The 22,978-nt window shown below is 38.8% G+C and carries 21 protein-coding genes; 11 read left to right on the plus strand and 10 right to left on the minus strand.

Going from position 1 to position 22,978, the window contains the following annotated elements; translation table 11 throughout:
* Window position 1 precedes the first annotated feature (1 nt).
* Genes ND811_RS16520 through ND811_RS16530 form a run of 3 tightly spaced genes read right to left on the minus strand, consistent with a single transcriptional unit; the run spans window position 2 to window position 2,834 of the window.
* Window positions 2-949, minus strand: a complete 948-nt coding sequence (locus ND811_RS16520) for an MlaD family protein (RefSeq protein ID WP_265353009.1) — start codon at window positions 947-949, stop codon at window positions 2-4.
* The gene (locus tag ND811_RS16525; protein WP_265353008.1) at window positions 946-1,713 is read right to left on the minus strand and encodes an ABC transporter ATP-binding protein; all 768 of its coding nucleotides are present in this window, start codon (window positions 1,711-1,713) and stop codon (window positions 946-948) included. Before ND811_RS16525 ends, ND811_RS16520 begins: the two co-directional genes overlap by 4 nt.
* Window positions 1,710-2,834 (minus strand): MlaE family ABC transporter permease, encoded by a 1,125-nt coding sequence (locus ND811_RS16530; RefSeq protein WP_265353007.1) that lies wholly within the window; start codon window positions 2,832-2,834, stop codon window positions 1,710-1,712. The genes ND811_RS16525 and ND811_RS16530 overlap by 4 nt, the downstream gene beginning before the upstream one ends.
* A gap of 87 nt (window positions 2,835-2,921) precedes the next feature.
* Here ND811_RS16530 and ND811_RS16535 point away from each other — a divergent pair, with 87 nt between their 5' ends.
* From ND811_RS16535 to fliE, 8 genes are all read left to right on the plus strand, one after another.
* Entirely contained in the window at window positions 2,922-4,010 is a 1,089-nt protein-coding gene (locus tag ND811_RS16535) for an AraC family transcriptional regulator (protein ID WP_265353006.1), read from the plus strand.
* Window positions 4,011-4,123: 113 nt separating this feature from the next.
* Window positions 4,124-4,987, plus strand: a complete 864-nt coding sequence (locus tag ND811_RS16540) for a sterol desaturase family protein (RefSeq protein ID WP_265353005.1) — start codon at window positions 4,124-4,126, stop codon at window positions 4,985-4,987.
* Between the two features lie 622 nt (window positions 4,988-5,609).
* Entirely contained in the window at window positions 5,610-5,966 is a 357-nt protein-coding gene (locus tag ND811_RS16545) for a YciI family protein (RefSeq protein WP_265353004.1), read from the plus strand.
* Complete coding sequence (locus ND811_RS16550) at window positions 5,953-7,206, plus strand: RNA polymerase sigma factor (RefSeq protein WP_265353003.1); 1,254 nt, start codon at window positions 5,953-5,955, stop codon at window positions 7,204-7,206. Before ND811_RS16545 ends, ND811_RS16550 begins: the two co-directional genes overlap by 14 nt.
* Window positions 7,203-8,054 (plus strand): SDR family NAD(P)-dependent oxidoreductase, encoded by an 852-nt coding sequence (locus ND811_RS16555; RefSeq protein WP_265353002.1) that lies wholly within the window; start codon window positions 7,203-7,205, stop codon window positions 8,052-8,054. The genes ND811_RS16550 and ND811_RS16555 overlap by 4 nt, the downstream gene beginning before the upstream one ends.
* A gap of 234 nt (window positions 8,055-8,288) precedes the next feature.
* A complete protein-coding gene (flgB, locus tag ND811_RS16560; RefSeq protein ID WP_135571433.1) occupies window positions 8,289-8,720 on the plus strand; it encodes a flagellar basal body rod protein FlgB in 432 nt (143 codons plus the stop codon).
* Window positions 8,721-8,730: 10 nt separating this feature from the next.
* Entirely contained in the window at window positions 8,731-9,192 is a 462-nt protein-coding gene (gene flgC, locus ND811_RS16565) for a flagellar basal body rod protein FlgC (RefSeq protein WP_002975027.1), read from the plus strand.
* Between the two features lie 98 nt (window positions 9,193-9,290).
* Window positions 9,291-9,656 (plus strand): flagellar hook-basal body complex protein FliE, encoded by a 366-nt coding sequence (gene fliE, locus ND811_RS16570; protein WP_004784281.1) that lies wholly within the window; start codon window positions 9,291-9,293, stop codon window positions 9,654-9,656.
* An 8-nt stretch (window positions 9,657-9,664) separates the two neighbouring features.
* On the opposite strand, the gene ND811_RS16575 is transcribed toward fliE, so the two are convergent.
* From ND811_RS16575 to ND811_RS16595, 5 genes are all read right to left on the minus strand, one after another.
* Entirely contained in the window at window positions 9,665-10,048 is a 384-nt protein-coding gene (locus ND811_RS16575) for a hypothetical protein (RefSeq protein ID WP_265353001.1), read from the minus strand.
* 67 nt (window positions 10,049-10,115) lie between these two features.
* Window positions 10,116-11,048 (minus strand): MBL fold metallo-hydrolase, encoded by a 933-nt coding sequence (locus ND811_RS16580; RefSeq protein WP_265353000.1) that lies wholly within the window; start codon window positions 11,046-11,048, stop codon window positions 10,116-10,118.
* A 59-nt stretch (window positions 11,049-11,107) separates the two neighbouring features.
* On the minus strand, window positions 11,108-12,712 hold the full coding sequence (locus tag ND811_RS16585) for a glycerol-3-phosphate dehydrogenase/oxidase (RefSeq protein ID WP_265352999.1): 1,605 nt from the start codon (window positions 12,710-12,712) through the stop codon (window positions 11,108-11,110).
* Window positions 12,709-13,560 carry an aminoglycoside phosphotransferase family protein gene (locus ND811_RS16590; RefSeq protein ID WP_265352998.1) on the minus strand — a complete coding sequence of 284 codons (852 nt, stop codon included), beginning with the start codon at window positions 13,558-13,560 and terminating at the stop codon, window positions 12,709-12,711. The genes ND811_RS16585 and ND811_RS16590 overlap by 4 nt, the downstream gene beginning before the upstream one ends.
* A gap of 15 nt (window positions 13,561-13,575) precedes the next feature.
* The gene (locus tag ND811_RS16595; RefSeq protein WP_265353112.1) at window positions 13,576-15,174 is read right to left on the minus strand and encodes a xylulokinase; all 1,599 of its coding nucleotides are present in this window, start codon (window positions 15,172-15,174) and stop codon (window positions 13,576-13,578) included.
* A gap of 239 nt (window positions 15,175-15,413) precedes the next feature.
* Here ND811_RS16595 and ND811_RS16600 point away from each other — a divergent pair, with 239 nt between their 5' ends.
* Window positions 15,414-16,619, plus strand: coding sequence for an MFS transporter (locus ND811_RS16600; protein ID WP_265352997.1), 1,206 nt, complete (start codon window positions 15,414-15,416; stop codon window positions 16,617-16,619).
* A gap of 49 nt (window positions 16,620-16,668) precedes the next feature.
* Here ND811_RS16600 and ND811_RS16605 read toward each other — a convergent pair whose 3' ends face one another.
* Window positions 16,669-17,319 (minus strand): TetR/AcrR family transcriptional regulator, encoded by a 651-nt coding sequence (locus ND811_RS16605; RefSeq protein WP_265352996.1) that lies wholly within the window; start codon window positions 17,317-17,319, stop codon window positions 16,669-16,671.
* Between the two features lie 163 nt (window positions 17,320-17,482).
* Here ND811_RS16605 and ND811_RS16610 point away from each other — a divergent pair, with 163 nt between their 5' ends.
* The gene (locus ND811_RS16610; protein WP_265352995.1) at window positions 17,483-18,952 is read left to right on the plus strand and encodes an aspartate aminotransferase family protein; all 1,470 of its coding nucleotides are present in this window, start codon (window positions 17,483-17,485) and stop codon (window positions 18,950-18,952) included.
* A gap of 302 nt (window positions 18,953-19,254) precedes the next feature.
* Complete coding sequence (gene fliF, locus ND811_RS16615; RefSeq protein ID WP_265352994.1) at window positions 19,255-20,955, plus strand: flagellar basal-body MS-ring/collar protein FliF; 1,701 nt, start codon at window positions 19,255-19,257, stop codon at window positions 20,953-20,955.
* Here the strand turns inward: fliF and ND811_RS16620 are convergent.
* Window positions 20,952-22,978 (minus strand): adenylate/guanylate cyclase domain-containing protein (locus tag ND811_RS16620; protein WP_265365539.1); only part of this gene is annotated, 2,027 nt, incomplete at its 5' end. The genes fliF and ND811_RS16620 overlap by 4 nt on opposite strands.

A 22,978-nucleotide genomic window follows, 5' to 3' on the forward strand; every position in this document is an offset into this window, starting at 1 on the left:
TTTATTTCCAAAGTTTAGACTTGTTAGGTGCCTCTCCGAAGAGAAACTGTGAAGGGTATTTTTTTGCATTTGCTGTGACTTCTTTTAAATCTTCAGATGCAATTCTCAAATTTTCAATGGAGGTAGATATATCACCTTGGTTAGAAGCAAGAAGAGTGTCCAAACGTTTTAAAGTCGTTTGTAATTGTGTCATGGATGCATCTAGTTTTTTGGGAAAACCTTGAGTCTCTGGACTTGCAATGAGTGCCTTTACTTCTGCATTTGTTTTACGTAAGTCAACTAGTAGCCCTGTAGATTCCCGCGCTAAGTCACCAAGTCTTGCTTCTTGAATGGTTTGGTTCAAATTTCTAATGAGTTCCCCTACACCTAAGAGAATTTTATCCACATCTGCCTTTTCGACTTTATCAAAAAACTTATCTACAGTTGCCGTAAAACGAGAGATGGTACTTGGTGCCGAAGGAATATAAATAGTTTTTGGTTCCCATTCGATCGATAAAGGAGGGTTTTTTTCAGGGTTTAGATAATCTACTTCTAAATAAGCCGTTCCAGTTAATCCCTGTGAGGCGAGACGAACACGAAGGCCACTTTGTATCATTCTTTGTACCGTCTTCTTTAATTCATCGCCGTAGACTCCTTTCACAAAATCCGGTACAGACATTTTAATCAAAACATACCTGCCATACCGAAGTTCAGTATCTTGATTTAGTTTCTCTGAATATACATTTTGTACAAAGGTAATTTCTTGAACCGTTCCGACCTTTACTCCGCGATGTTTCACTGGTGATCCGATATCCAAACCTTGCACAGATTCGTCAAAATAGGTCTCTAAACTGACTGATCTTTGAAAGATATTCCCGGCGGTAAATACTATCAAAAATAGAATGAGAGTAAAAAAACTAACTAGGACAAAAATCCCAACCTTGAAGTAAGTTTTATTTGATTGGTTCATAACGGGGAACTCTCCTGTGGAATACGATTGAAGAATTGTTTTACAAAAGGGTCTTTCGATTTTTCTTTTAAATCTTTCGGTTTACCTTCTGCAATAATTCCCTTTTTTGATTTATCTAAAACAATGACACGATCTGCCATTGTAAAAACTGAAGGCAATTCATGTGTCACAATTACAAAAGTAACTCCGAGCGTTCTCGACAAACGAATGATTAGGTGGTCCAATTCTACACTAGTAATAGGATCTAAACCTGCGCTTGGTTCATCTAAAAATAATATCTCAGGATCCATTGCCATCGCGCGAGCAATGGCTGCACGTTTTTTCATACCACCGGATAGTTCTGCAGGATAAAGATGAGCAAATGGGAAGAGCCCAACCATTTTTAACTTAGTCATGGCTATTTCATTCATGATTGGCAAAGGAAGGTTAGTGAATTCTTCTAGTGGCAAACGAATATTCTCTAAAAGAGACATGGAACCGAACAAAGCACTTTGTTGGTACATGACTCCAATGCGATTCCAGATTTTGATTTTTTTCTTACCTTCTGCGAGAACAATATCGTCTTCATCAATCCATATACGACCGCTAAATGGTGATGTTAAACCAATCATATTTTTTAGAACGGTAGATTTACCACAACCTGACCCACCTAGGATTCCAAAAATTTCACCACGGTTTACTTCAAAAGAAATATCTTCCATAACTACGGTTTGGCCGTATCCCGTAGTTAGATGTTCCACTCGAATGATAGATTTTTCTTTCATATCTTTAGATAAAAATATAAGACGGAAAAAATTCCATCTAAGATCGAAACGAGTATAATAGATCCAACTACCGCGGATGTAGTAGACTCACCAACAGCTCCCGCTCCCGATGCCGTTTTTAGACCTCGGTAACAACCGATGGAGGCTATGATCATTCCAAAAAAATAAGATTTTAGAAGCCCACCTAAGATATCAGAAAGTCCTACTGCAATATTGACTTGGTTAATAAAAGTAATCAAGGGGAATCCAAAGCTAATGAGTACAACGGCACCACCGATCAAACCAAACAAATTAAATACAATGGTTAATAGCGGTGTCATAAAAAGGGAAGCAACAAGCCTTGGGATGATTAGAAATTGTACGGGAGGAAGACCCATAGTAGTCAAAGCATCGATTTCTTCCGACACTTTCATGGTTCCGAGTTCCGCTGCAAAGGCTGACCCAGACCTTCCTGATAGAATAAAAGCTGTCATGAGTGGCCCAAGTTCACGAAACAAGGAAAGACCTACAAGATTTGCGACAAAGATTTCTGCTCCGAACCTCCGCATAGGAATGGCAGATTGGAAAGACATGATAAGCCCAAGTAAAAAACCAATCATAGCAATGATGGGAAAGGCATTCACACCCATCGATTCCGCAACTCGAAAGGTATCTTTCCAACGAATTTTAGAAGGATGCAAAAAAGAACGCCAAAAAGAAACAGTAAGTTCCCCAGTAAAGGTAACTAAATATTTGAACTCTAACAATGAATCAATGGTCAATTTTCCGATTTTTTCGGACCGGCGAAGACTGTTTGCTAGAGTTTCTTTATTTTTTTTACTATCGTCATCTGCTATACTCAACCGGTATTTAAACTGATCACCTAATCCACGCAATACGAAGGGAATTTTTCTGCCTTCGCACTCCAAACGAATGAGTTTAATAAAGGAAATTCCAGAAGTATCAGATTCCCCCAAATTGTTTGCCTGAACTATTACCGATCGAGGAGGATTTGTTTTTAGGATATTGATAAAAGCAGTCCAATCTTTGCCCGTTTCCGAAGCTGTGAGTACTGCCGGGAGGTGGATCTCTAAGGTGCTACCTTCCCACAAAAAGGAGGATTGTCGTTGAATGGTGTCCACGTCTCAAACGTAATTCTAAATGGGAAGGAACCTTAGGCAAGTGATTTTATTTTACAATCCAATCGATCGAATAAAAGATGAACAAGAATGTGGAATCTCACAAGTCATCTGATTGGATTTTCAGCCGGACTTTCTCTCCTATTTGCATGGGGTGAATTCATTAGAAACAAAAAGACTGGGCAAACTCAAATCCAAGGATTATTATTTCTCTTCGCCTCCCTATTCCAAGCTCACACTTTTCTTACTGCCACTGGGCTTTACCAATTTTTTCCGCACCTATATCTAATACACTTACCCTTCACAGCTTGTATCGGTGCCCTACTCAAACGTTATTTTTCAGAACTTTGGGATGAAAGTCCCAATAGAAATCAATTTTCTTATTGGGAGTTACTCCCTGCAGTCATTGTCACGATACTACTTTTTCCATTTTATCTTTCTTCCGGAGCAGAGAAAATTGCGATTCACTCAAAATACCAAATAGAGGGAGTCCCACTAAAATTTCAAATCACCATTCTCATCGCTGTTTTACCCATATTTTATGCGGCATTTTACGTTTTCACGAACATGGCAAAATACATTCGCCTAGAAAGATTTAAAAAGTCAGCTCACCTTCGTTTGGTGGGAATCGTAGTTGGGATCGGAGCTTTTTCGAGCCTAGTAGGTGTTTATACTTTATTTTTCCACCAAAGGCATGGATTGGAACTAGTTTCTTTACTGATCGCATTCCTTCTCATCGGCATTTATCTTTTGCGACAAAAAAGTCCAGAATTATGGGGAGAGGTCCAAAAGATTGTCATTGAAGAAAAAAAATACCAAACCTCGCAATTGGGAGGGTTCAATTTAGAGTCCTTACATAGCCAGTTGAAACATCTAATGGAAGTGGAGAGAATCTACCGAGACGAAAGTATCAATTTAGAAAAGTTGTCCATAGAAATGAAACTTTCGGAACACCAACTCTCAGAGTATTTAAACCTCCACCAAAAGAAAAATTTTTTTCAATTGGTCAATCATTACCGCATCAAAGAGGCCAAAGAATTGTTTGTTTCCCATCCAGAAAGGAACATACTCACGATTGCTTACGATGTGGGTTTCCCTTCCAAATCAACCTTCTATGATGCCTTCAAACGTGAAGTAGGTACAAGTCCTAGTGAATTCAGAAAGTCGCTAGGACTCTGATCCGGACGGGTCCGGTCGGAACCATTTTTTATTCCGACTTTACCGATCCGGTCGATTTGCACTTTCCTTTTTGTTAGAATGGATTCATTCATAAGGTGTCTTTAGGAGAGTTTATGTTCGGTGGACCAGTTCAGTGTGAATTAGTTTTAGATTGTGTTACCAAAATTGGTTTTGCGCAAGGAGTTTTGAATTTCCTTCGTTACTACCCGATTGCAGGACTTGCGTTTCTTTTATTCTATGTTTGGCGAAAAGATTTTTTCGAAACTTATCGCATCCAAAAAGTATATCCTAAAATGGAAAAAGTTTGGAAAGAGTTTCGTCAATCAGCGGTGACACTGATTGTCTTTACTTTAGTTGCTGTGACTAACATTACATCTATGAAGGCAAAAATTGTTCCAAGTGCCGTTTACTTCGGACCTGTTTCCGGCCTGTCGGAGATCGGATATCTGTTTTTAAGTTTCCTCCTCATTACCATCTGGCATGAAACTTGGTTTTATTGGATGCATAGATTTGCTCATATCAAAAAAGTTTACCCATATGTCCATTCAGAACACCACCAATCGGTAAACCCTTCCCCACTTGCGGCCTACAGGTTCCAAGCAACAGAAGCATTTTTAGAAGCAATTTATATTGTTCCTTTTGTTATGTTTGTTCCCATCCATTTTTATGTATTACTTTTTCATACATTCTACGCGATGATTCTCAATATTTGGTGGCATTTGGGTTACGAATTTTTTCCGAAAGGTTGGGTTTCTCACCCTATCACCAAGTGGATCAATACATCCACACACCATAACCTCCACCACCAAAAGTTCCAAGGGAACTACTCTCTTTATTTTAATGTATGGGACAGGCTCATGGGAACCAACTTTCCTTACTATGAATCTTATTATGAAAAAGTCACAGAAGAAAGGGATAGAAAACGAAAAGAAGAAAAAAGGAATAAAAAAGTGGGAACCGAAGTTTTAGCTTCATAAACGAATTTGGGGGTCATCTGCGGCATACGAAAGATGACCCTTAGTTGGAAAGTCTTCCTATTTTCCCATCTTCTATCTAGTTCGAGATACTAATCATTAGTTTTTCTTTAAATCTAGAAATTCAATTTTACAGTAAATTTCTATTCGAGAATATTAATGCAATTATATCATTGCGAGATTTATTTGACATTAGAATGGGTAGCGAACAGCTTTTGTTTGGTAAGTTAAATACAACTCACCCCTCAAGTAGCACTACATTTACTGACAACATGAAGTTACCTATTCATTCGCAAGTTTCGAAAAGTTAAAAACCTTTTTAATTAGCTACAAACCAGATTTCCCAAAACTAACATTTATTCGATATGAAGCGTTAATCGAATACTCTAACGGTGATCAAATTAAACTCGATTTTAAGAGAAATGAAGATTTTCTTGAATTCTTAGAAAAATTTCATTAGTTTATTTATCATTATACAAAACTTTGATGAACGAATCCTAACTGAGAACTAACTGAAACAAAAAAGTAGCGGAATTTGCTAAAAAAGGATCAAATTTCACTTTAACTTTTTTTCCTCCATGTCCCCTTTTTCGACCTGGAAACGTTAATCCAATGGGGTAAAAAAATGAAGGAATTCACTTTAATTTTTAGAAATAGCAACCAAGAGGGCGAAAGGCCTTCTCCTGAACAAATGCAAGGAATTTTACAAGAATGGATGTCTTGGATGACTAACTTATCCGCAAAAGAACAGTTAGCTGATAAAGGAAACCGCTTAGCAATCTCCGAGGCAAAAACAGTCCACCCAGGCCATTTGGTTACAGATGGTCCATACACAGAGATTAAAGAATTCATAAATGGCTACATTGTTGTCAGTGCAAAAACTATTAGTGATGCCGTTGAAATTGCCAAAGGTTGTCCCATTTTAAAAATAGGAGGAAATGTAGAAGTTAGAAAAGTTGTAACTCCTGATGACCAAAGCTGAGAAAGGAACTACAATGATTTCTGATTTGTTTCGAAGAGAACAAGTCAAAATGACGGCTGTTTTATGCCGTCATTTTGGAATCAAAGACCTTGATTTTGTGGAAGATATAATTGCCGAAACATTCCTTCGGGCGACCGAAGTATGGCCACATTCAGGAATTCCAGAAAATCCATCCGGTTGGCTATACACAGTCGCAAAAAATATAGCAAAAGACAGTTTTAGGAAAAAAGCTAGTGAGACAAAAAAGTTTAAAACTCTTTTAGATTCAAATCCCCAAGAAACCGTAGAGCTCAGTTTTAACGAACACGTTATCGTAGATAGCCACCTAGCAATGATATTTGCAGTTTGCGAAAATACACTTTCTCCCAAGGGAAAAATTTGCCTTAGTTTACAAATTCTCTGTGGACTGAGTGTAGAAGAAATCGCTTTTGCTCTCCAATCAAATAAAGAAGCAGTTAAAAAAATTTTGTTTCGTGCAAGGGAACAACTGCGTGAATCCAATTTTGAAATCAAATATTTATCTTCCAAAGAAATCCAACAAAGAATGGATTCTGTCCTTTTAACCGTTTATCTTTTGTTTAATGAAGGTTACGCATCAAAAACAAAAAACTCTGTCATTCGTACCGATCTAATAAAACAAGCAATGAATCTAGGTCTTTCTCTTTTGGAAACAAAACCGGCAAGAACACCGGAACTTTTGGCACTCATGTCATTATTTTGTTTCCAAGCTTCCAGGTTAGACTCCCGAATGAGTGCAGAAGGTTCTGTAGTGGTTTTCGAAGACCAAGATAAATCCAAATGGGATCAAAACTTAATCCATAAAGGAAACGAATATTTTTTAGAAGCCTTTAGTACCCCATCTAGATCCAGGTATCATTACGAAGCAGCCATTGCTTACTGGCATACTCAGGAAGATTCCTTGGAAAAATGGAAATATATACTAAATATTTATGATAATTTTTCGAAAAGTTTCGATTCTCCAGCTGTTTCTCTGAACAGAGTGTTCGCTTATTCTAAAGTATATGGGAATCCAAAAGCCTTAGAAGAGATAAAAAGCTATTCTTATGAAGAAAGTCGTGACTATCATTCTCTTATAGGTTATTTATACACAAACTCCAACAAAAATTTGGCTTCCCTTCATTATCAAAAGGCAATTCAAAAAACGAAATCCAAAAAAGAAATCGCAGTATTAGAGAAAAAGATCAAAGAATTAAATTTAAAGGAAAAGGTTTCATTATGATTTATCATCTACAAGATAAAGTAGTCCTCATCACCGGTGCTTCTGGAGGAATTGGAGCGTCCTGCGCAAGAGAACTCTACAAATTAGGTGCCAAACTTGTATTAACGGATTTATCTCAAAAAGCGTTAGATACATTGGCAGCTGAGTTTGCAAAAGAACGAGTTTTAGCAATGGCAATGGATGTAACTGATTGGAAATCCATAAAAAAAGTAACGAACATCGCCCTTTCCACTTTTGGGAAAATTGATATTGTGTTTGCCAATGCTGGAATTTCATGGAAAGAGTCAGCTTATACTGTTTTTAATTGTGATGAATCTGAATTCAAAAAAATTCTGGAAGTGGATTTACTTGGTGTTTGGCGCACTATCAAATCCACTTTGCCAGAAGTAGTCAAAAACAAAGGCCAAGTGGTAGTTACATCTTCTATTTATGCTTTCACAAATGGAATGTGTAATGCACCGTATGCCACCTCCAAAGCAGGGATAGAAATGTTAGCACGTTCTCTTCGGGCAGAGCTTGCTGGAAAATCTGCAAGTGCCAGTGTATTGTATCCTGGTTGGATTACTACCCCTCTGACAGAGGGTGTTTTTGGAGGAGACAGTTTAACAACAAAAATGCGAGAAATTGGATTTCCTCCCATTTTAAGAAACACCATCTCACCGGAGAAAGTAGCAAAGGCATTGGTAAAGGGACTTCAGCATAGAAAGCCAAGAATCATTGTTCCAGCGCGCTGGGTCCCCATCCAACTTTTCCGCGGAATCGTAGGCATTTTTTCTGATTGGTTTCTCGCCAACCATACAAGAATCCAATCAATGCTTCTCGAATTAGAAGATAGAACCAAAAAATAAAAATCCATTTGCCATAGAGTTATTACAATATGGAAAAGTGGTTTTAGATCCCTACCTTGCGGCAGGGATCGAGCGGAAATCCTTCGGATTGGAGGGAGAGCCCGACCCAGCAAACAAACCAGTTTGGTTTTAGAAATACTTGGGGCCGCCCCAAAAAAATCATTAGGAAGCGACATAAAATACTTTAGGAGGAAGAAAAACCGGCCGAAGGGGAATGTAGAGAGGAAGAGAAATATGTTTGAAGCAACACATTTCATGAAAACTCAAGACCTTTTGGAGCGTGGCCTCGGTGCGGCGACCCAAAGGCGAAAAGTGATTACCGATAATATTGCCAATGCCGATGTACCCAACTTCAAACGTTCAGAAGTGGTATTTGAATCGATGCTGAAACGGGCCATTGAATCAGAGAAAATCGAAAAGGACAAAGCAGTTCCAACAAAAATCACAAACGACCGCCATATTGAATTTTTTAAACCTCTCGATTACCGTGATGCTAAACCCAAAACCAACCTAGATTATCTCACAACGATGAGACCTGACGGGAACAACGTAGACATTGAAAAAGAAGTGGTTGATGCCAACCAAAACCAAATGAGTTACAGCCTTATGATTGATAGACTCAACCAAAATAACCGTCTTCTCAACATTGTGATGAGAACCAACTAAGGAGTAATTTATGGGAATGTTTGATTCCATTAATATATCAGCGACTGGTCTTTCGGCGCAAAGACTCAGAATGGATGTTATTTCAAATAACATCGCTAACTCGACCACTACGAGAAATACCAATGGTGATGGGCCTTTTCGACGGGACCGCGTTATCCTAACACCGATTAACTTACGTACGAATTGGAAAAGTCCAGTATATCCATTTGGTGTCGCACCAGGAGAAGGAAAAGGGGTGAAGGTGATGAAAATCGAAAAGGACATGAGTCCACTTCGTTTGACTTACGACCCAACCCACCCAGATGCCATCCAAACGGGACCCAAAAAAGGTTATGTGGAACTTCCGAACATCAATATCGTCACGGAGATGACGGATATGATCTCTGCATCCCGTTCTTATGAGGCCAACGTACAACTCATCAATGGATCGAAAGCCATGATGAACAAGGCTATGGAGATTGGGCGGGCTTAATGGCCGACCCATCCGTCTTTTTTCCATTTTTTTAATGAGACATAATTTTTTTATTTAGGTTTTCTAGATTTTGTCGATATTTTGAGTGAGGAAAGACCATGTCCATTGATCGTATTTCAAACATCAGTTCCCAAACTTACAAACCACATTCCCTACTCCCACAAGGTGATCAGGTAGGAATCTTTCGCTCCAATGAACGCCATTACGGTAAAACCAATGAAGCCAAATCTCCGGATGAAGTTGCTGGAACTTTTGGCGATGCATTGAAAAAAGCATTCGAACAAGTGAATGACCAACAAGTCGAAGCAGATGAACTCACTCAAAAAATAGTTTTTGATCCAAATTCCGTGGAACTTCATGATGTGATGATTGCGGCAGAAAAAGCTAGGATCTCTTTGACATTTGCAAAAACAATGTCCGATGGATTTGTAAGAGCTTACAGAGAACTCACTACTCTTAGATAAAAACTAAGTTATAAAGTAGGGCGACCAAACACGCGCTCTACGGCCTCATACCGAATTTCAATTTTATCATTGGGACCCACACGAATCCCTCGTTTCATTTGGATTCCATCCATTTTTTCGTCATTCACATACACTACCCAACCTTCTGACCAAGAATTTGATTTTCCATTCACTTCCATAATTTCTTCGGTTCTGTTGGTAGAAATAAAACGCATAGATGGATCTTCTTTTTTGGACAAATCAGCAAGAATCATAAGCAAATCCTTTGATTCAAACAAAGAAGAAGGAATCCGCTTTGTTTCCTCGTATTCATCTGAGATAAAATGAATTTGAATTACTGGTTCTTTAGAAGTTTTGGATTTAGTTAGCAGTGCACATTGAAGTGTAAACAAAACTAAAACAGAAATTATGGAAAAGAAAAATAGGCGCCGGCAGCTTAATAATATTTGTTGCAAGAAGTTACACTTTGGATTGTTTCTTTTCAAAGGCATACACTAGTCCTTGTGCATTCAAATTCACATCTAGATGTAATAACTTCCAATCCGATTCAGTCAGAATAATGGAATTTTTGTTTGCTAGAATTTGGATCATTTCTTTCACTTTAGATTCCATAAATGGGAGACGTTCTTCTTTGGGGATCGTATCTAAAATTTGAACCGCTTCCAAACATAGTGTGAGCCCTAGTTTCAAATCCTCTGCATTTTTCTTTAAGTCACCGATTGGACCAAAGTGTGTGAGGTAGGCAAGTTCCGAACCTGTATTTAAAATAAGGTCAAGAGAATGAACCGCTTCCACAAAATCAAAGTCAGTGGGTGTTGTAGTTGGGAAAATAAATCTTTTTCCATTTTCTAAATGAGGATATGATATTCCAAAGGAATCACCTGTGTAAATTCCATTTGTCTTTTTATCATAAATACAGAAGTGGTGGTTCGCATGGCCTTTAGTGTAGATGAACTGAAGTGAATGACCTCTCCAAGACAACCATTCCCCATCTTCCATCACTCGGACTTTACCTTTAGGAATTGGTTTGATTTCACCATACAAAGAATCAAAGTTTTCTTTTCCATAGACAGATGTAGCACTTTTGATCAGTAAACTAGGATCAATCAAATGTTTGGCGGTTTTAGGATGAGCAAGAAGAGTTGCATTGGGGCAGGCTTCGAGAAGTGCCCAAGCACCGCCCGCATGGTCTAAGTGCACATGGGTTACAATCACATACTCAAGGTTTTCAGGTTTGATTCCTTCTGAATCCATCAACTTAAGAATTTTTGGAATGGCATGAGTTGTATTGGTTTCTACAACAACCCCGTATCCTTCTTCTTCTAAGAGATATGCAGATGCCACTTGAGGCATGTTTGCATAATCGGTATCAACAGTGATCACTTTGCCCATACAAAATAGTAAATGAGAAAAGTGATCTTTGTCAGCCTAAAATTTGGATATAGAGGATCTCAATCTGGCAATTTTAATAATCTGTAAATGGTCTCGGTTTCTTTCTTTTTAGTTTCCTCGGACCAGTTCCATTCCGATGCCGCTGTATCAATGATTGCCTTCATAATTTCATCAGAGAGTATTCCCAATGTCCCAAGCCCAGTCCTTCTGAGGAAAATATCAGATAGAGATTTTGCCATTTCATAACGAATGGCATACACTACTTCTGCTAAAATTTCGCCATCTGCATTCAAAACCGCCGCAAGATTTTTTGTCTTTCTTGCCAGTTCCAAAATGATTTCATACTGAAGTCCATAATGACGTATCAAATAATCGATAGTCTTCTCAGAAAAATCGACATTTTGTTTTTGTGCACCTTGGATGAAAATTTCAACGTTTGGAATTTGAGATGCATATAAATATTGTTTTGCGGATATATTATCACTAGATTTTTTATCTAATTTCTTTTGGATTCTTTTGAAAATTGTCTCTGCAAAATGCCTGCTCGTCGTATACTTCCCACCGGCAGCAGTAATCAAACCCTGGACTCCATCACGTATATGGTCGTAAAGTTCTGACCTTCTAGAAGCAGAATAGGTATCATCCGAACTTTCAATCAATGGCCGAAGTCCTCCGTATGCAAAAATGACATCATCTATCGACAACTTCTCTTTGATATGCGAAGTTTCATTAATGTAATCGATAAACTCGGAGATACTTTCTTTGGTTAGTTTCCAATCTTCCACATTTCCAAAATAAGATTTTTCAGTCGGACCGATCATCGAATGTCCGCGCCAAGGAGCAAAACTAAAATGGCCTTTCTCTCCCACATAAAGAGTCATCAAGTTTGTTATTTTTTTAGTAATGATATAAATCCCTTCCGACCTTTTTTTTGGCATGGGCTGCTCTGTTTTCGGAGATTTAGAAAGTATATTGTGAGTCCAAGGACCTGAAGCATTGATCGTTACCTTAGAACGAATTTGGTATTTTTTTTGAGAAAAAGCATCGTGGACTTGGATCCCGACTACCGCATTTTTTTGCCAAATCAAATCATCAACTACTGTGTAGTTAGCGATTTTGGCACCATAGGAAACAGCAGATTTTAAAAAACTAAGTGTTAACCTTTCTGGACTCAAACAAATGGCATCATAAAAATAAGCTGCATCTTCAAAATCACCCAAATTCTTTTGAAGGAGTTCTTTTCTTTTTAAGTATTTATGATTGGGAATTTGTTTGGATTCATCCCAAGTCCACTTACTATCAAAAGAAAGAAGATCATAAACAAAAAGTCCAAGCCTTGCAATGAGTCCTGGTTTTGGAAGTACCATTGGGTAAGGATAAACTAAATTAGGTGCAATATTAGAAAGTATCCTTCTTTCTTTTAATGCTTCTCTCACAAGACCAATTTCAAACTGTTTGAGGTAACGAAGCCCACCATGAATTAACTTTCCCGTGGCAGCCGAGGTAGCTCCACCAAAATCTTTTTTTTCAACGAGGGCTACTGTATAACCACGACTCGCTACCTCATAAGCCAAAGTGGCTCCAGTAATCCCTCCGCCAATAATGGTAACATCAAACTCTTCACCATTATAAGTTTCTATAAATCGATCTAATTTTAAATTCATACCTTACCGCCATTTGCCACCAAACGAGTGATTTGTGTCTTTAAACTTTCCCTTTCACTTTCAATATTCCATAGACCCAATCGAAGGATAAGCGCAGGTAGTCTCCAAGCAGCAATCTGGACGTCCGACATTCCACTCAAACTTTTATATACCTTTAAATACCCACTTAAGATAAACTTTCGGATGATTGTATAAAATATAATCTTTAATTTTGGTGTTCCTGGCCAAAGTTCACCATCAGTAAACAAAAGATAGGTGAAAGCAACATCCGCTGCAGAATTTCCTTTTGCTGCAGTCATCCAATCAATTATGATCTCATCTTTTCCTTCTACGATCACATTCTCAGGATGAAAATCCAAATGAAGGATAGAACTTCCTTTGGGTAAGGCTGCTATATAAGATTTAGCTTTTTCTTTTTCACTCAGACTTAAAAACGAAAGAGGATTTGAATCCAAACAATGATTTAAGATTTCTTTAATATCTTTAAATTTTTCTGAATTGATTTGATGGATGCCGTAGTGTAACTTAGCGAGTTTTCCTGCGATGCGAAAAAGCTCCAATGGATTTTTGTCTGGAAGTTTAGTGAGAGAAATTCCATTCAGTCTATCAAAAATGATTCCGAGTCTTTCTCCCACCTTGGCTTTTCCATAACATCTCATTCTGGATGCACCCATTCTGTTAGCCTCAATGGTATTCTCTACCTCTAAATCAATTTCTGATTCGTTTGCCTCGGGGAAAAAAAGTTTTAGAATTCGATTCTCCGGCAAAGCAAATAGATCTGCTGACCTACCTATCGCAATCGGTTTTCCTAAACTTGTCATTGTAAACTCAGTAATTTGATGATCCATGTTATATTCCCAAACTTATGTATTTAAATATGCAAAATTGTTTTTGTTATTTCGATAAAGGTTTTGAAACACTTTATAGTTTTTATCATAAATCTTTTTATGATTTAGATTGGGAGTCCATCTATCTTGAATCGGAATCATTGATTTGATTTCTTCAAATTTTTTAATTTTTCCAATTCCAAAAGCTACCACAGCGGCGGCTCCCATCGCGCCAACGTTTTCTGGATGAACCACCCTTTCAATGGTTTTTCCCGTGATATCAGCTAACAACTGACAGATAAAAGCCGATCTTGCCACACCTCCCACAAAACGAATGGAATTGGAAGTGGGGATCTTACGATTCGATAACTCCAAAATCCAACGTTTATGAAAAAGGATTCCCTCCACAACGGCTCGGATCAGAGTTCTTTTTCCTGTATGCAAACTGATGTTAAAGAAAATCCCTCTTGCTTTTGGGTCTTCAAAAGGACAGCGGTTTCCATGTAGCCACGGTGTAAAAACTACACCTTGAGATCCAGGTTCGGTATCTTTAATTGAATCAAACATAAACTCGAATAAACTTTCATACACAGCATCAGGGCCATCAGTGATTTTCTTTTTTTCTAAATATAAATCAATTTCATCTAAGGCCAAATGGTCTCTCACCCATTGTAAACATTTTCCAGAAGTTTCTTGTTCCCCAAAATAATTATAATATCCTTCTCTTGCTCCAACGATCGAGGCAATCCTTGCCCCAATATCCACTGTTCTCTTTTTGGTAACTGTTGATATCCATCCTGAAGTTCCGGCATAGATATGAGTGTCTCCTTCGCTGACAGCACCGGCTCCGACTCCAATGAGAGAAGCATCCCCACCACCACCAAACACTGCTATGTTTTCACTTAAACCCAAATAGTCCGCTGCTTCTTTTGTGAGTCCTCCTACACGATCAAAAGAATTCACAATTTTTGGTAAATGATCCAAACGAACACCGAATAACTTACACAAAAGGGGACTCCAATTTCCTTTCCCTACCCTTGAGTTATATAAAAAAGTAGCAAAGGCTGAATCTCTAGTCATCACTGCTTCGTTTGTAGAGCGCGCGATTAAATATTCTTTGACATCAAACCACCACTTTACTTTCGAAAATATTTCTGGTTCATTTTTTTCGACCCATTTGTATTTCCAAATAGGATCTTTTACACTGGCAGCAACCGCTCCAGTGATCCAAAGAGATAACAAAAGTTTTGTGGCATTAATTCCTTCGATTTTAAAACCGTGACTCACTCCGGCTTTCATTTCCTTTACCGCTCTTTGGTCCATATAACTCATGGCTGGACGCACAGCTTGAAACTTTGAATCCACAAGAACCAAACCTTGCATTTGGGAACAAAAGGAAATGCCTTGGATAGAGTTTGGATGGATTTTAGATTGGGCTAAAATTTCTGTTGTGGTATCCTTCATCGAAGACCACCAATCCTCTGGATTTTGTTCTGCTCCTCCATTCTCTAGAAGTTGGATTTTATATTCCTTAGTAGCAGATTGCACTAGTTCCAGAGCTTCAGACATCCGAAAAAGACAGGTTTTGACTCCAGTAGTGCCAATATCATAAGTCAGTATATATCCAGATTCCATGCAAACTCCATCGGTTCGGTTCTTCTCACCTACTGCCGGTTTCCCCTTATGGGCCTTTGTGACAGACGGCTTTCTCATTTTTCTTCCGGAGGTCGAAAAAAGTGAGTGATGACTCACAAAGAATGGGAATCATCGGCTCGGATGGCAATTCATTTTCCTTCGGCATTTCTCCCTATGGGAATTTATTCCGAACAAATGTTTGAAAGCAAATTCCATCGATTGCAAAAAAGGGAGTTAACATGAGCCAAAACCCTCCAAAATTATACCCATACCGATGGGTTGTCCTTTTCGCTTATATCGTCATCACTGCTACTATCTGTCTGCAATGGCTGACTTTTGCTCCCATTGCCCGCGATGCTAAAGAATTTTACCACGTAAGCCCACTCCAAATTGATTTACTCTCCCTTGTTTTTTTAGGGGTTTTTGTTTTCATCGCCATTCCTGCTTCCTATGTAATCGATACCTATGGGATCAAAAAAGGAGTGGGTTTTGGCGCCATACTAACAGGCGTTTGTGGGTTACTCAAAGGGGTTTATGCCGCAGACTATACAGTTGTACTTATCTGCCAAATCGGATTAGCCATTGCCCAACCGTTTTTGTTAAACGCAGTCACAAAAATTAGTGTTTTGTGGTTTCCCATTCAAGAACGGGCCACCGCAGTAGCACTCGGAACCTTGGCTCAATTTTTAGGAATCATACTTGTGATGATCCTAACTCCCATCTTATTCCAATCAGGAAATTCCATCCCAGAAGTGATGATGATTTACGGTTTTGTTTCTCTAGGTTCGGCTATTCTTTTCCTTTCGCTAATCAAAGAAAAACCACCCACTTCTCCGAGTACTCACGGCGAAGACCATGAACTTCCCTTTTTAGAAGGACTTCGTTTTCTATGGAAACAGAAGGATATGAAAAAAATTCTGTTTTTGTTTCTCATTGGACTTGGGGTCTTCAATGCAGTTAGCACATGTATTGATCAAATTTGTGAAATCAAGGGACTCAATATCGACGAATCGGGGCTCGTTGGTGGAGTGATGCTCATTTCGGGAATCATTGGCGGGATCGTCATTCCTCCGTTATCCGATAAATTACAAAAACGAAAGTTATTTCTCATCATTGCGATGGCTGGATTTTTAGTGGGTCTTAGTTTATTTACCTTATTCCAAGGTTTTATTTTTTTACTTATTGGTTCGATTGTGATTGGATTTTTTCTTTTGGGTATTGGAGCCCCGATTGGATTTCAATACTGTGCAGAAATTACTTCGCCCGCACCAGAATCCACTTCCCAAGGATTGTTACTTCTCGTAGGACAGGTATCGGGAATTTTATTTATCTTAGGATTAAATTTCTTTGGAATGATATCGTTTCTTTATATCCTTCTCATCTTATCCGTTATCAATTTTGTGATGGTATTTTGGTTAAAAGAATCACCGTTTATGGAGAGTTAACTAGTGATCAAAAAAAATCTTACCAATCTTCAGTTTATTTTAAATACGGCTACCCACCTAATGCCCTACGGATCACTTTCATGACCCCTGCCACAACGTCTTCGTCTTTGTCGAATACGTCGTCGCCTAAATAAATCTTCATTCGCTCTTTATAATATACTGTGGAATAGGAAAACTGTAAGGTCATAAAGATATTGTCTAATAGAAATGCAGAAAGATTACTATCCACTTCCGAACTGATGGTTCCTTCTTTTTTGGCAAGGTTTATCATTTCAATATAACATTTTGCTGATAAAGATTCTAACTCACCTGACAAACGTGTGATGAGTTCATAATTACTTTCGGTTGTCATTTCGTTGTAGAGGCGAATGATGTCTTGGTTGATCCGGGAGTGTGTTTGAATGATACGAATGATCTTTTCAATTTTGCCAAACAAATCCAAATCCATTGCAATTACGGATTCCAAAGTTTTTTCTAATTGGGTGATTCCGTGGTCCACAACGGTGAGGAAAAAATCCTCTTTGGTTTCAAAGTATTTATAAAGGGAACCGACACTGATTCCCGCTTTCTGGGCAATGGTATTGGTATTGGCGCTAGTAAATCCTCTGTTGGCAAATTCAGAGATGGCTGTCGATAAAATTCGGTTCCTCTTTTCTTCGGAAATCCGCTCAAAACTATCATTAAAATGCTTCGTTACCATATCTGTCCTCGTCCAATAAACGAAAAAGGCTAGATTTCTCCAGGAAATTTATGCTAATTTCCAAAGAATCCGCGTTTCTCGAACTATTTTATGAATTCCTTCTTGACAATGAGTGATAACTCACTCATTGTCAAGAAAAAAGACCCGGAAGAGGAAAGATATTATGGCCCAAGGCTTTTCCATGAACGAATACCCAGACGTAGACCAAGTTTACAAAGATCTTAGAAAACTCATTTCTCTTCCTATCCGCTCCATCCGTAAAGACGCAATGGACGATATCATTCATAATTACTTTGATAAAAAATGCAGTCAGTCCAAAGCCATGATCACCAAAGCTTCGGAATACATTCCAGGTGGTGTCCAACACAACCTTTCCTTCAACCATCCCTTCCCACTTGTTTTTACCAAAGCATCGGGCGCCTATCTTTATGATTTAGATGGAAACAAATACATCGATTTTTTACAAGCTGGCGGACCTACGGTTCTTGGCAGTAACCCAACTTCAGTCCGAAAAAAAGTGATCGAACTACTCGACACAACAGGTCCTGTCACTGGTCTTTTTCACGAATACGAATATAAGTTAGCCGAAAAAATTGTAGAGTTAGTTCCTTCTGTTGAAATGTTTCGAATGCTCGGTTCAGGGACAGAGGCTTGTATGGCATCGATTCGAGTCGCAAGACTTGCCACGAAAAAGAAGAACATCGTAAAGATGGGAGGTGCCTATCACGGTTGGAGTGATCAATTGGCTTATGGACTTCGTATCCCAGGCACAAGACATTTCGAAGCCAATGGGGTTCCTAAATCCATTTTCAAATACACTCAAGAATTTTATCCGAACGATTTGAACGCTTTAGAATCGGTTCTCAAACGAAATCGTTTCTGTGGTGGCACAGCAGCAGTTCTTATTGAGCCAGTAGGACCAGAAAGTGGAACAAGACCTCTTGATTTAAACTTTAACAAAGGTGTCCGAGAACTCTGTAACAAATACGGTGCCCTTCTGATTTTTGATGAAGTAGTGACCGCATTCCGCATTGGTCTTAGTGGTGCCCAAGGATATTTTGGTGTGGATCCTGACCTTACGATCTTTGGAAAGGTAGTGGCGGGCGGATATCCTTCTGCAGGTGGACTTGGTGGTAAAAAAGAATACATGAAATATGTATCTGCTGGTCTCCAAACAGGCACCAAAAAGGCGTTAATTGGTGGGACAATGGCAGCAAACCCACTCAGTTCCGCAGCTGGTTACTTTACTCTTTGTGAGATGGAAAAAACAGGAGCCCTTGAAAAATCAGGAAGAGCAGGGGACCGCCTAACGAAGGGATTACAAAAACTTATCAAAAAGTATGATCTTCCTTTTGTTGCTTTCAACCAAGGTTCTATTTGCCACTTAGAAACCGTTGGTACAATGTTACTCGATATCAATATTAAGAAGTTCTGGACGATCAAAAAAACTATCGCAGAAGCCCATAAACGTAAACATGCTATGGAAGAGATGGGAGCAGCATATATGTCAGAAGGACTCGTGACACTCGCAGGAAGTAGACTTTATACAAGTGCATCAGATACAGATGCCGTAATTGATGACGCCCTCAAACGATTTGATCGAGTGTTCCAAAAAGTGGAAGGTGTGGCTTAATGAAAGATTAAGCCGATCCAAGGAAATTGAATCAGAAGCCATAAAAGAAATTTTTGTCCAATCAACTAACATTTCTTTTATGACTTTTTTGATTTTATGAATTGTTTTGTGATCACAGGCCCCAAATTTTTTCCCAACTTGGATCTATCAACGGTTCCGAATTGATCCAAAATGATACAGCCACGATAAAAAACGCCAATTCTAAGCGAAAACCCGAGAAATTTCCCTCCCTCCCCGAAAAGTACTTGTACATTTCTGAATTGCCATGACATTATGTCTCAAATCTCGACGAGGCCCGTACTATGCCTGAACCACTGCAAAAGATCATCGATAATCTCAAAGAGTTATTCAACAAACTCGATAAAACCAAAAAAATGATTTTGGGTGGTGTGCTCGCCGTTGTGGTGGTGGCAGTCATCATCCTATCCAATGTCTCGTCACAACGAAACCGAGTGGTTCTGTTTAAGGATTTGGATTCCAAAGACTTTTCTGAAGTTACCAAAAAACTAGATGCTCTCGGTTATTCTTATGGTTCAAGCGATACGAGTCTCATTACCGTTGATCCCGAACAAAGACAAGAAATCGTCACCAAACTTGCGCAAGAGAATTTGATTCCTGCAGGTGTAACAGGTTGGGAACTATTTGACATTGAAAAGTTTACAGAAACCCAATTCGACAAAGACATTAAAAAGTACAGAGCCCTCAAAGGAGCGATTGAAAAATCACTCAATACATTGAGGCCCATCGAAAGATCTGATGTCAACATTGCCATCCCTGAAGGAGATCTTTTTGAGTCCAATTCCTATCCAGTAAAGGCAAGTGTCATCCTTCACTTCAAACCTGGCGTAGAAGGAATGAGTAAAAAAGAAATCAAAGGGATTGTGAACTTAGTCGCAAGAGCGGTTCCTAAGTTAAAACCAGAGAATGTAAGTGTGGCCGATCCTGATGGAAAAATCATTTCTGATTTTGAAGAAGACTTAGAAAAAGAAAGATTAGAACTACGTATCGTCCAAGAAAAACTTAGAATCGAAGAAGAAGAACGTGTCAAACGCCTAATCGATATTCGGAATACTCTTCGTTGGTATTTAGGTGGTGAAGATAGAGTCGATATCACTCGTTTCGAATATTCTTTCAATTGGGACCAAGAATCCTTAACGGAAAACGAAGTATTACCAGTCGTTGCCGAAGAAGACAACCCTGACACTCCATATAACGAAAGAAAGTTGGTAGATGGATATTCTTTAAAAGTTTCTTCTAAAGAAACTAAAGAATCATTCAAAGGCCGTGGATTTACTCCAGATGGCCCTGCTGGCACTGAACCGAATTTACCTCCAGGTTACAAAGACACCGACTACCAGAAAGCTGAATATTCCAAAGACGAAAATATCAATAATTATGAATTCAACAAACGTGTAAAAGATATCAAACGTCAACCTTGGAAAATCGAAAAGATTGGACTCTCAGTAGTAGTCGATGGTGTTTGGGAACGAAAAGAACGTGAAGATGGAATGGGTTATGATCGTAAGTATATTCCTGTTGCTGAACAAGATCTGAAACTCATTCGTAAAAACTTAGAAGCTGCCATTGGATACACACGTTCTCGTGGCGATCAAATCAGTGTCATCACCATTCCCAAAGACAGGACAGAACAATTCCGTCTTGAAGATGAAGAGTTTCAAAGACAACGTGCTATTCGAAATATGGTGATCGCATCGCTTGTCATATTAATCCTACTAATCCTTGCCATTTTAGTGTATCGTGCGATCAAAAAAGAAATCGCAAGAAGAAGAAGACTACGCGAAGAAGAACTTGCTGCTCAACAACAGATGATGCGGGAAGCTGCACTCAGAGTAATGGACGAAGGGGGGGCAGAGGTCGAACTCTCCCTCGACGAAAAACTCAGACGCGAATTACTCGAAAACGCAATCAACTTGGCAAAAGAAAAACCAGAGGATGTGGCTCAGCTATTACGTACTTGGCTTGCCGAGGAAGAACAAACTTAGGATTCGTTTTTCCAACGGATATTGGCACCATTGGTAATCCGGGAATAAACTTCCCGGAAATACTGGTTAGGTGCCTTCCCATCGGGATCTTGCGAATAACGAGGTCTTAGGCGATGCACAAAATACATATCCAAATCCCCTTTATTTTTTCCGTGAATTTTCCCGCGATATTCCGTAACAAAAAAATACTTCACAAGTTGATAAGTTTCTTGTGAAACATTGATCTTTCCTGTTTCACCGCCTGATTCCATCCTTGAAGCAGTATTGACAGTATCTCCCCAAATGTCATAAGCAAACTTAAATCTTCCGACAACTCCCGCCACCACAGGACCTGTATGAATTCCCAATCTTAATTCCCAAAAAGGTAATCCTAAGGTTGATTTGATTTCTTTTAATTGGTTCATAAAACTTTGAATTTCTAAGGCCGCCAAACAAGCGTCTATCGCACTTGTTCTAGTTCCCACAGGAAGTCCACCGGCACACATATAACTATCCCCAATGGTTTTAAGTTTTTCTAAGTTGTTCCTGAGAATGATTTCATCGAACTGGGTAAAACAAGCATCTAACTCTTCGATCAAACTTTGTTCATCCATCCCTTCCGCGACTTTTGTGAATCCTTTAAAGTCCGTAAACAAAACCGTAACGTTTTCAATCCTGGAGGGTGTGACACTTCCCTTTTGTTTGAGCTCTTGAGCTACTTTATATGGCAAAATATTGAGTAATAACTTTTCTGATTCTTCTCTTGCTTCTTCCGCTTTGTCCTGTGCAATCAGAGCTTTTTCCCTTTCTTCATCCGCTTTTTGTTTTTCTAAATCTAACAAAAAATAGCTAATATCTAACTCTTCTGCCAAAGGACGAGACATGATATAAACAACCAGATAATTAAACAAAACCAGAGGAAGTACAATCATGGTTAGATGAAAGGCCGATTCTCCTACACCATACTGTTCACGAATTAATGGAAAATACAATATAGCAGCAATTGCCATAGTAATGAGACCTAAGTTGGCAAGTCGTTGGCTTAACTGGATTGTTCTTCCTTCTAAAGACAAAGCCCCGTGCCGTAACACCGCATAACCAAGTAAAAATGCAGGTATAAATTGGAAATCTGCTAAAGGATAAACCGGATAACCGTGACTTGGAAAAAGGGCAGCAAGTAATAAAATAGCAGACAACAAAAAGGAACCAATGATCCATTTGGATGCAAAGTTAATATAGCCCTTATTACGAATGAATGTAAAAAGAACTAATAGAATTGCAATAGCACCATTTGCTCCTACAAGTAATTCCGCAGGACCCCCATGATGTACTCTTGACCAAGGATAATCATAATAACCAACAAAAAGATAAGGAGATGGAGCAAGGATTGCCGCAGCCACACAAAGGATATCGATTCCCTGGATCCAAAATGGTGATTTTTGACCGATGGCTTCAAATACCAAACGCACCATAATACTTGGGGCAAAAGCAAATGCTACAAAAGTCATCTGAGAAATACGAAGTTGCACAACATAAGAGATATTTAACTTTAATGGAACAGATTGGATTACGTAAAACCCCGTGAGAATGAGTGCAAAAGCACAAAGTTGGTTGATCCTTGCCGATGGGTTAGCTCCAGCAACAATGATGGAAAGAAAAACAGCACCAAACACAGATACAACAGGAGGTATCCCCCAAGGATACCATTTTGCTGACTCATAAGCATCGGGAGAAAGCCCAAACGAAACACCGAAAGATATAAAAATTAATACAAAAGATAAAAGTGCAAAAAGAAAGTAGAACATACCATTCTTTTGAAATAAAAGTTCATTTACATCAAAAAAGTCAGAACGAAAAACTCCATAAGCAACAAGTAACATTGGTATGAACAAAAAGAATCCACCAGGATATACCTTGAATCCGAGAATACTTGGTGCATTTAAAGTTGTGAGTAAAAAAAGTAAATTCACACCATGAAATAGAGTTAGGTGATAGTGTTTGCGAATGTATGTATAATGTTTGATAAAAGAAGGTAAAATTAAAA

This window comes from Leptospira soteropolitanensis, from assembly GCF_026151655.1.
Taxonomy (GTDB): domain Bacteria; phylum Spirochaetota; class Leptospiria; order Leptospirales; family Leptospiraceae; genus Leptospira_A; species Leptospira_A soteropolitanensis.

Coding starts and splice junctions, on each gene's coding strand:
- ND811_RS16590 (WP_265352998.1), bottom strand. CDS start 13,560: ATGGATCATCAAATTACTGAGTTTACAATGACAAGTTTAGGAAAACCG.
- fliF (WP_265352994.1), top strand. CDS start 19,255: ATGCCTGAACCACTGCAAAAGATCATCGATAATCTCAAAGAGTTATTC.
- fliE (WP_004784281.1), top strand. CDS start 9,291: ATGTCCATTGATCGTATTTCAAACATCAGTTCCCAAACTTACAAACCA.
- ND811_RS16595 (WP_265353112.1), bottom strand. CDS start 15,174: ATGGAATCTGGATATATACTGACTTATGATATTGGCACTACTGGAGTC.
- ND811_RS16600 (WP_265352997.1), top strand. CDS start 15,414: ATGAGCCAAAACCCTCCAAAATTATACCCATACCGATGGGTTGTCCTT.
- ND811_RS16555 (WP_265353002.1), top strand. CDS start 7,203: ATGATTTATCATCTACAAGATAAAGTAGTCCTCATCACCGGTGCTTCT.
- ND811_RS16580 (WP_265353000.1), bottom strand. CDS start 11,048: ATGGGCAAAGTGATCACTGTTGATACCGATTATGCAAACATGCCTCAA.
- ND811_RS16550 (WP_265353003.1), top strand. CDS start 5,953: ATGACCAAAGCTGAGAAAGGAACTACAATGATTTCTGATTTGTTTCGA.
- ND811_RS16520 (WP_265353009.1), bottom strand. CDS start 949: ATGAACCAATCAAATAAAACTTACTTCAAGGTTGGGATTTTTGTCCTA.
- ND811_RS16535 (WP_265353006.1), top strand. CDS start 2,922: ATGTGGAATCTCACAAGTCATCTGATTGGATTTTCAGCCGGACTTTCT.
- ND811_RS16540 (WP_265353005.1), top strand. CDS start 4,124: ATGTTCGGTGGACCAGTTCAGTGTGAATTAGTTTTAGATTGTGTTACC.
- ND811_RS16585 (WP_265352999.1), bottom strand. CDS start 12,712: ATGAATTTAAAATTAGATCGATTTATAGAAACTTATAATGGTGAAGAG.
- ND811_RS16605 (WP_265352996.1), bottom strand. CDS start 17,319: ATGGTAACGAAGCATTTTAATGATAGTTTTGAGCGGATTTCCGAAGAA.
- ND811_RS16525 (WP_265353008.1), bottom strand. CDS start 1,713: ATGAAAGAAAAATCTATCATTCGAGTGGAACATCTAACTACGGGATAC.
- ND811_RS16610 (WP_265352995.1), top strand. CDS start 17,483: ATGGCCCAAGGCTTTTCCATGAACGAATACCCAGACGTAGACCAAGTT.
- ND811_RS16545 (WP_265353004.1), top strand. CDS start 5,610: ATGAAGGAATTCACTTTAATTTTTAGAAATAGCAACCAAGAGGGCGAA.
- flgB (WP_135571433.1), top strand. CDS start 8,289: ATGTTTGAAGCAACACATTTCATGAAAACTCAAGACCTTTTGGAGCGT.
- flgC (WP_002975027.1), top strand. CDS start 8,731: ATGGGAATGTTTGATTCCATTAATATATCAGCGACTGGTCTTTCGGCG.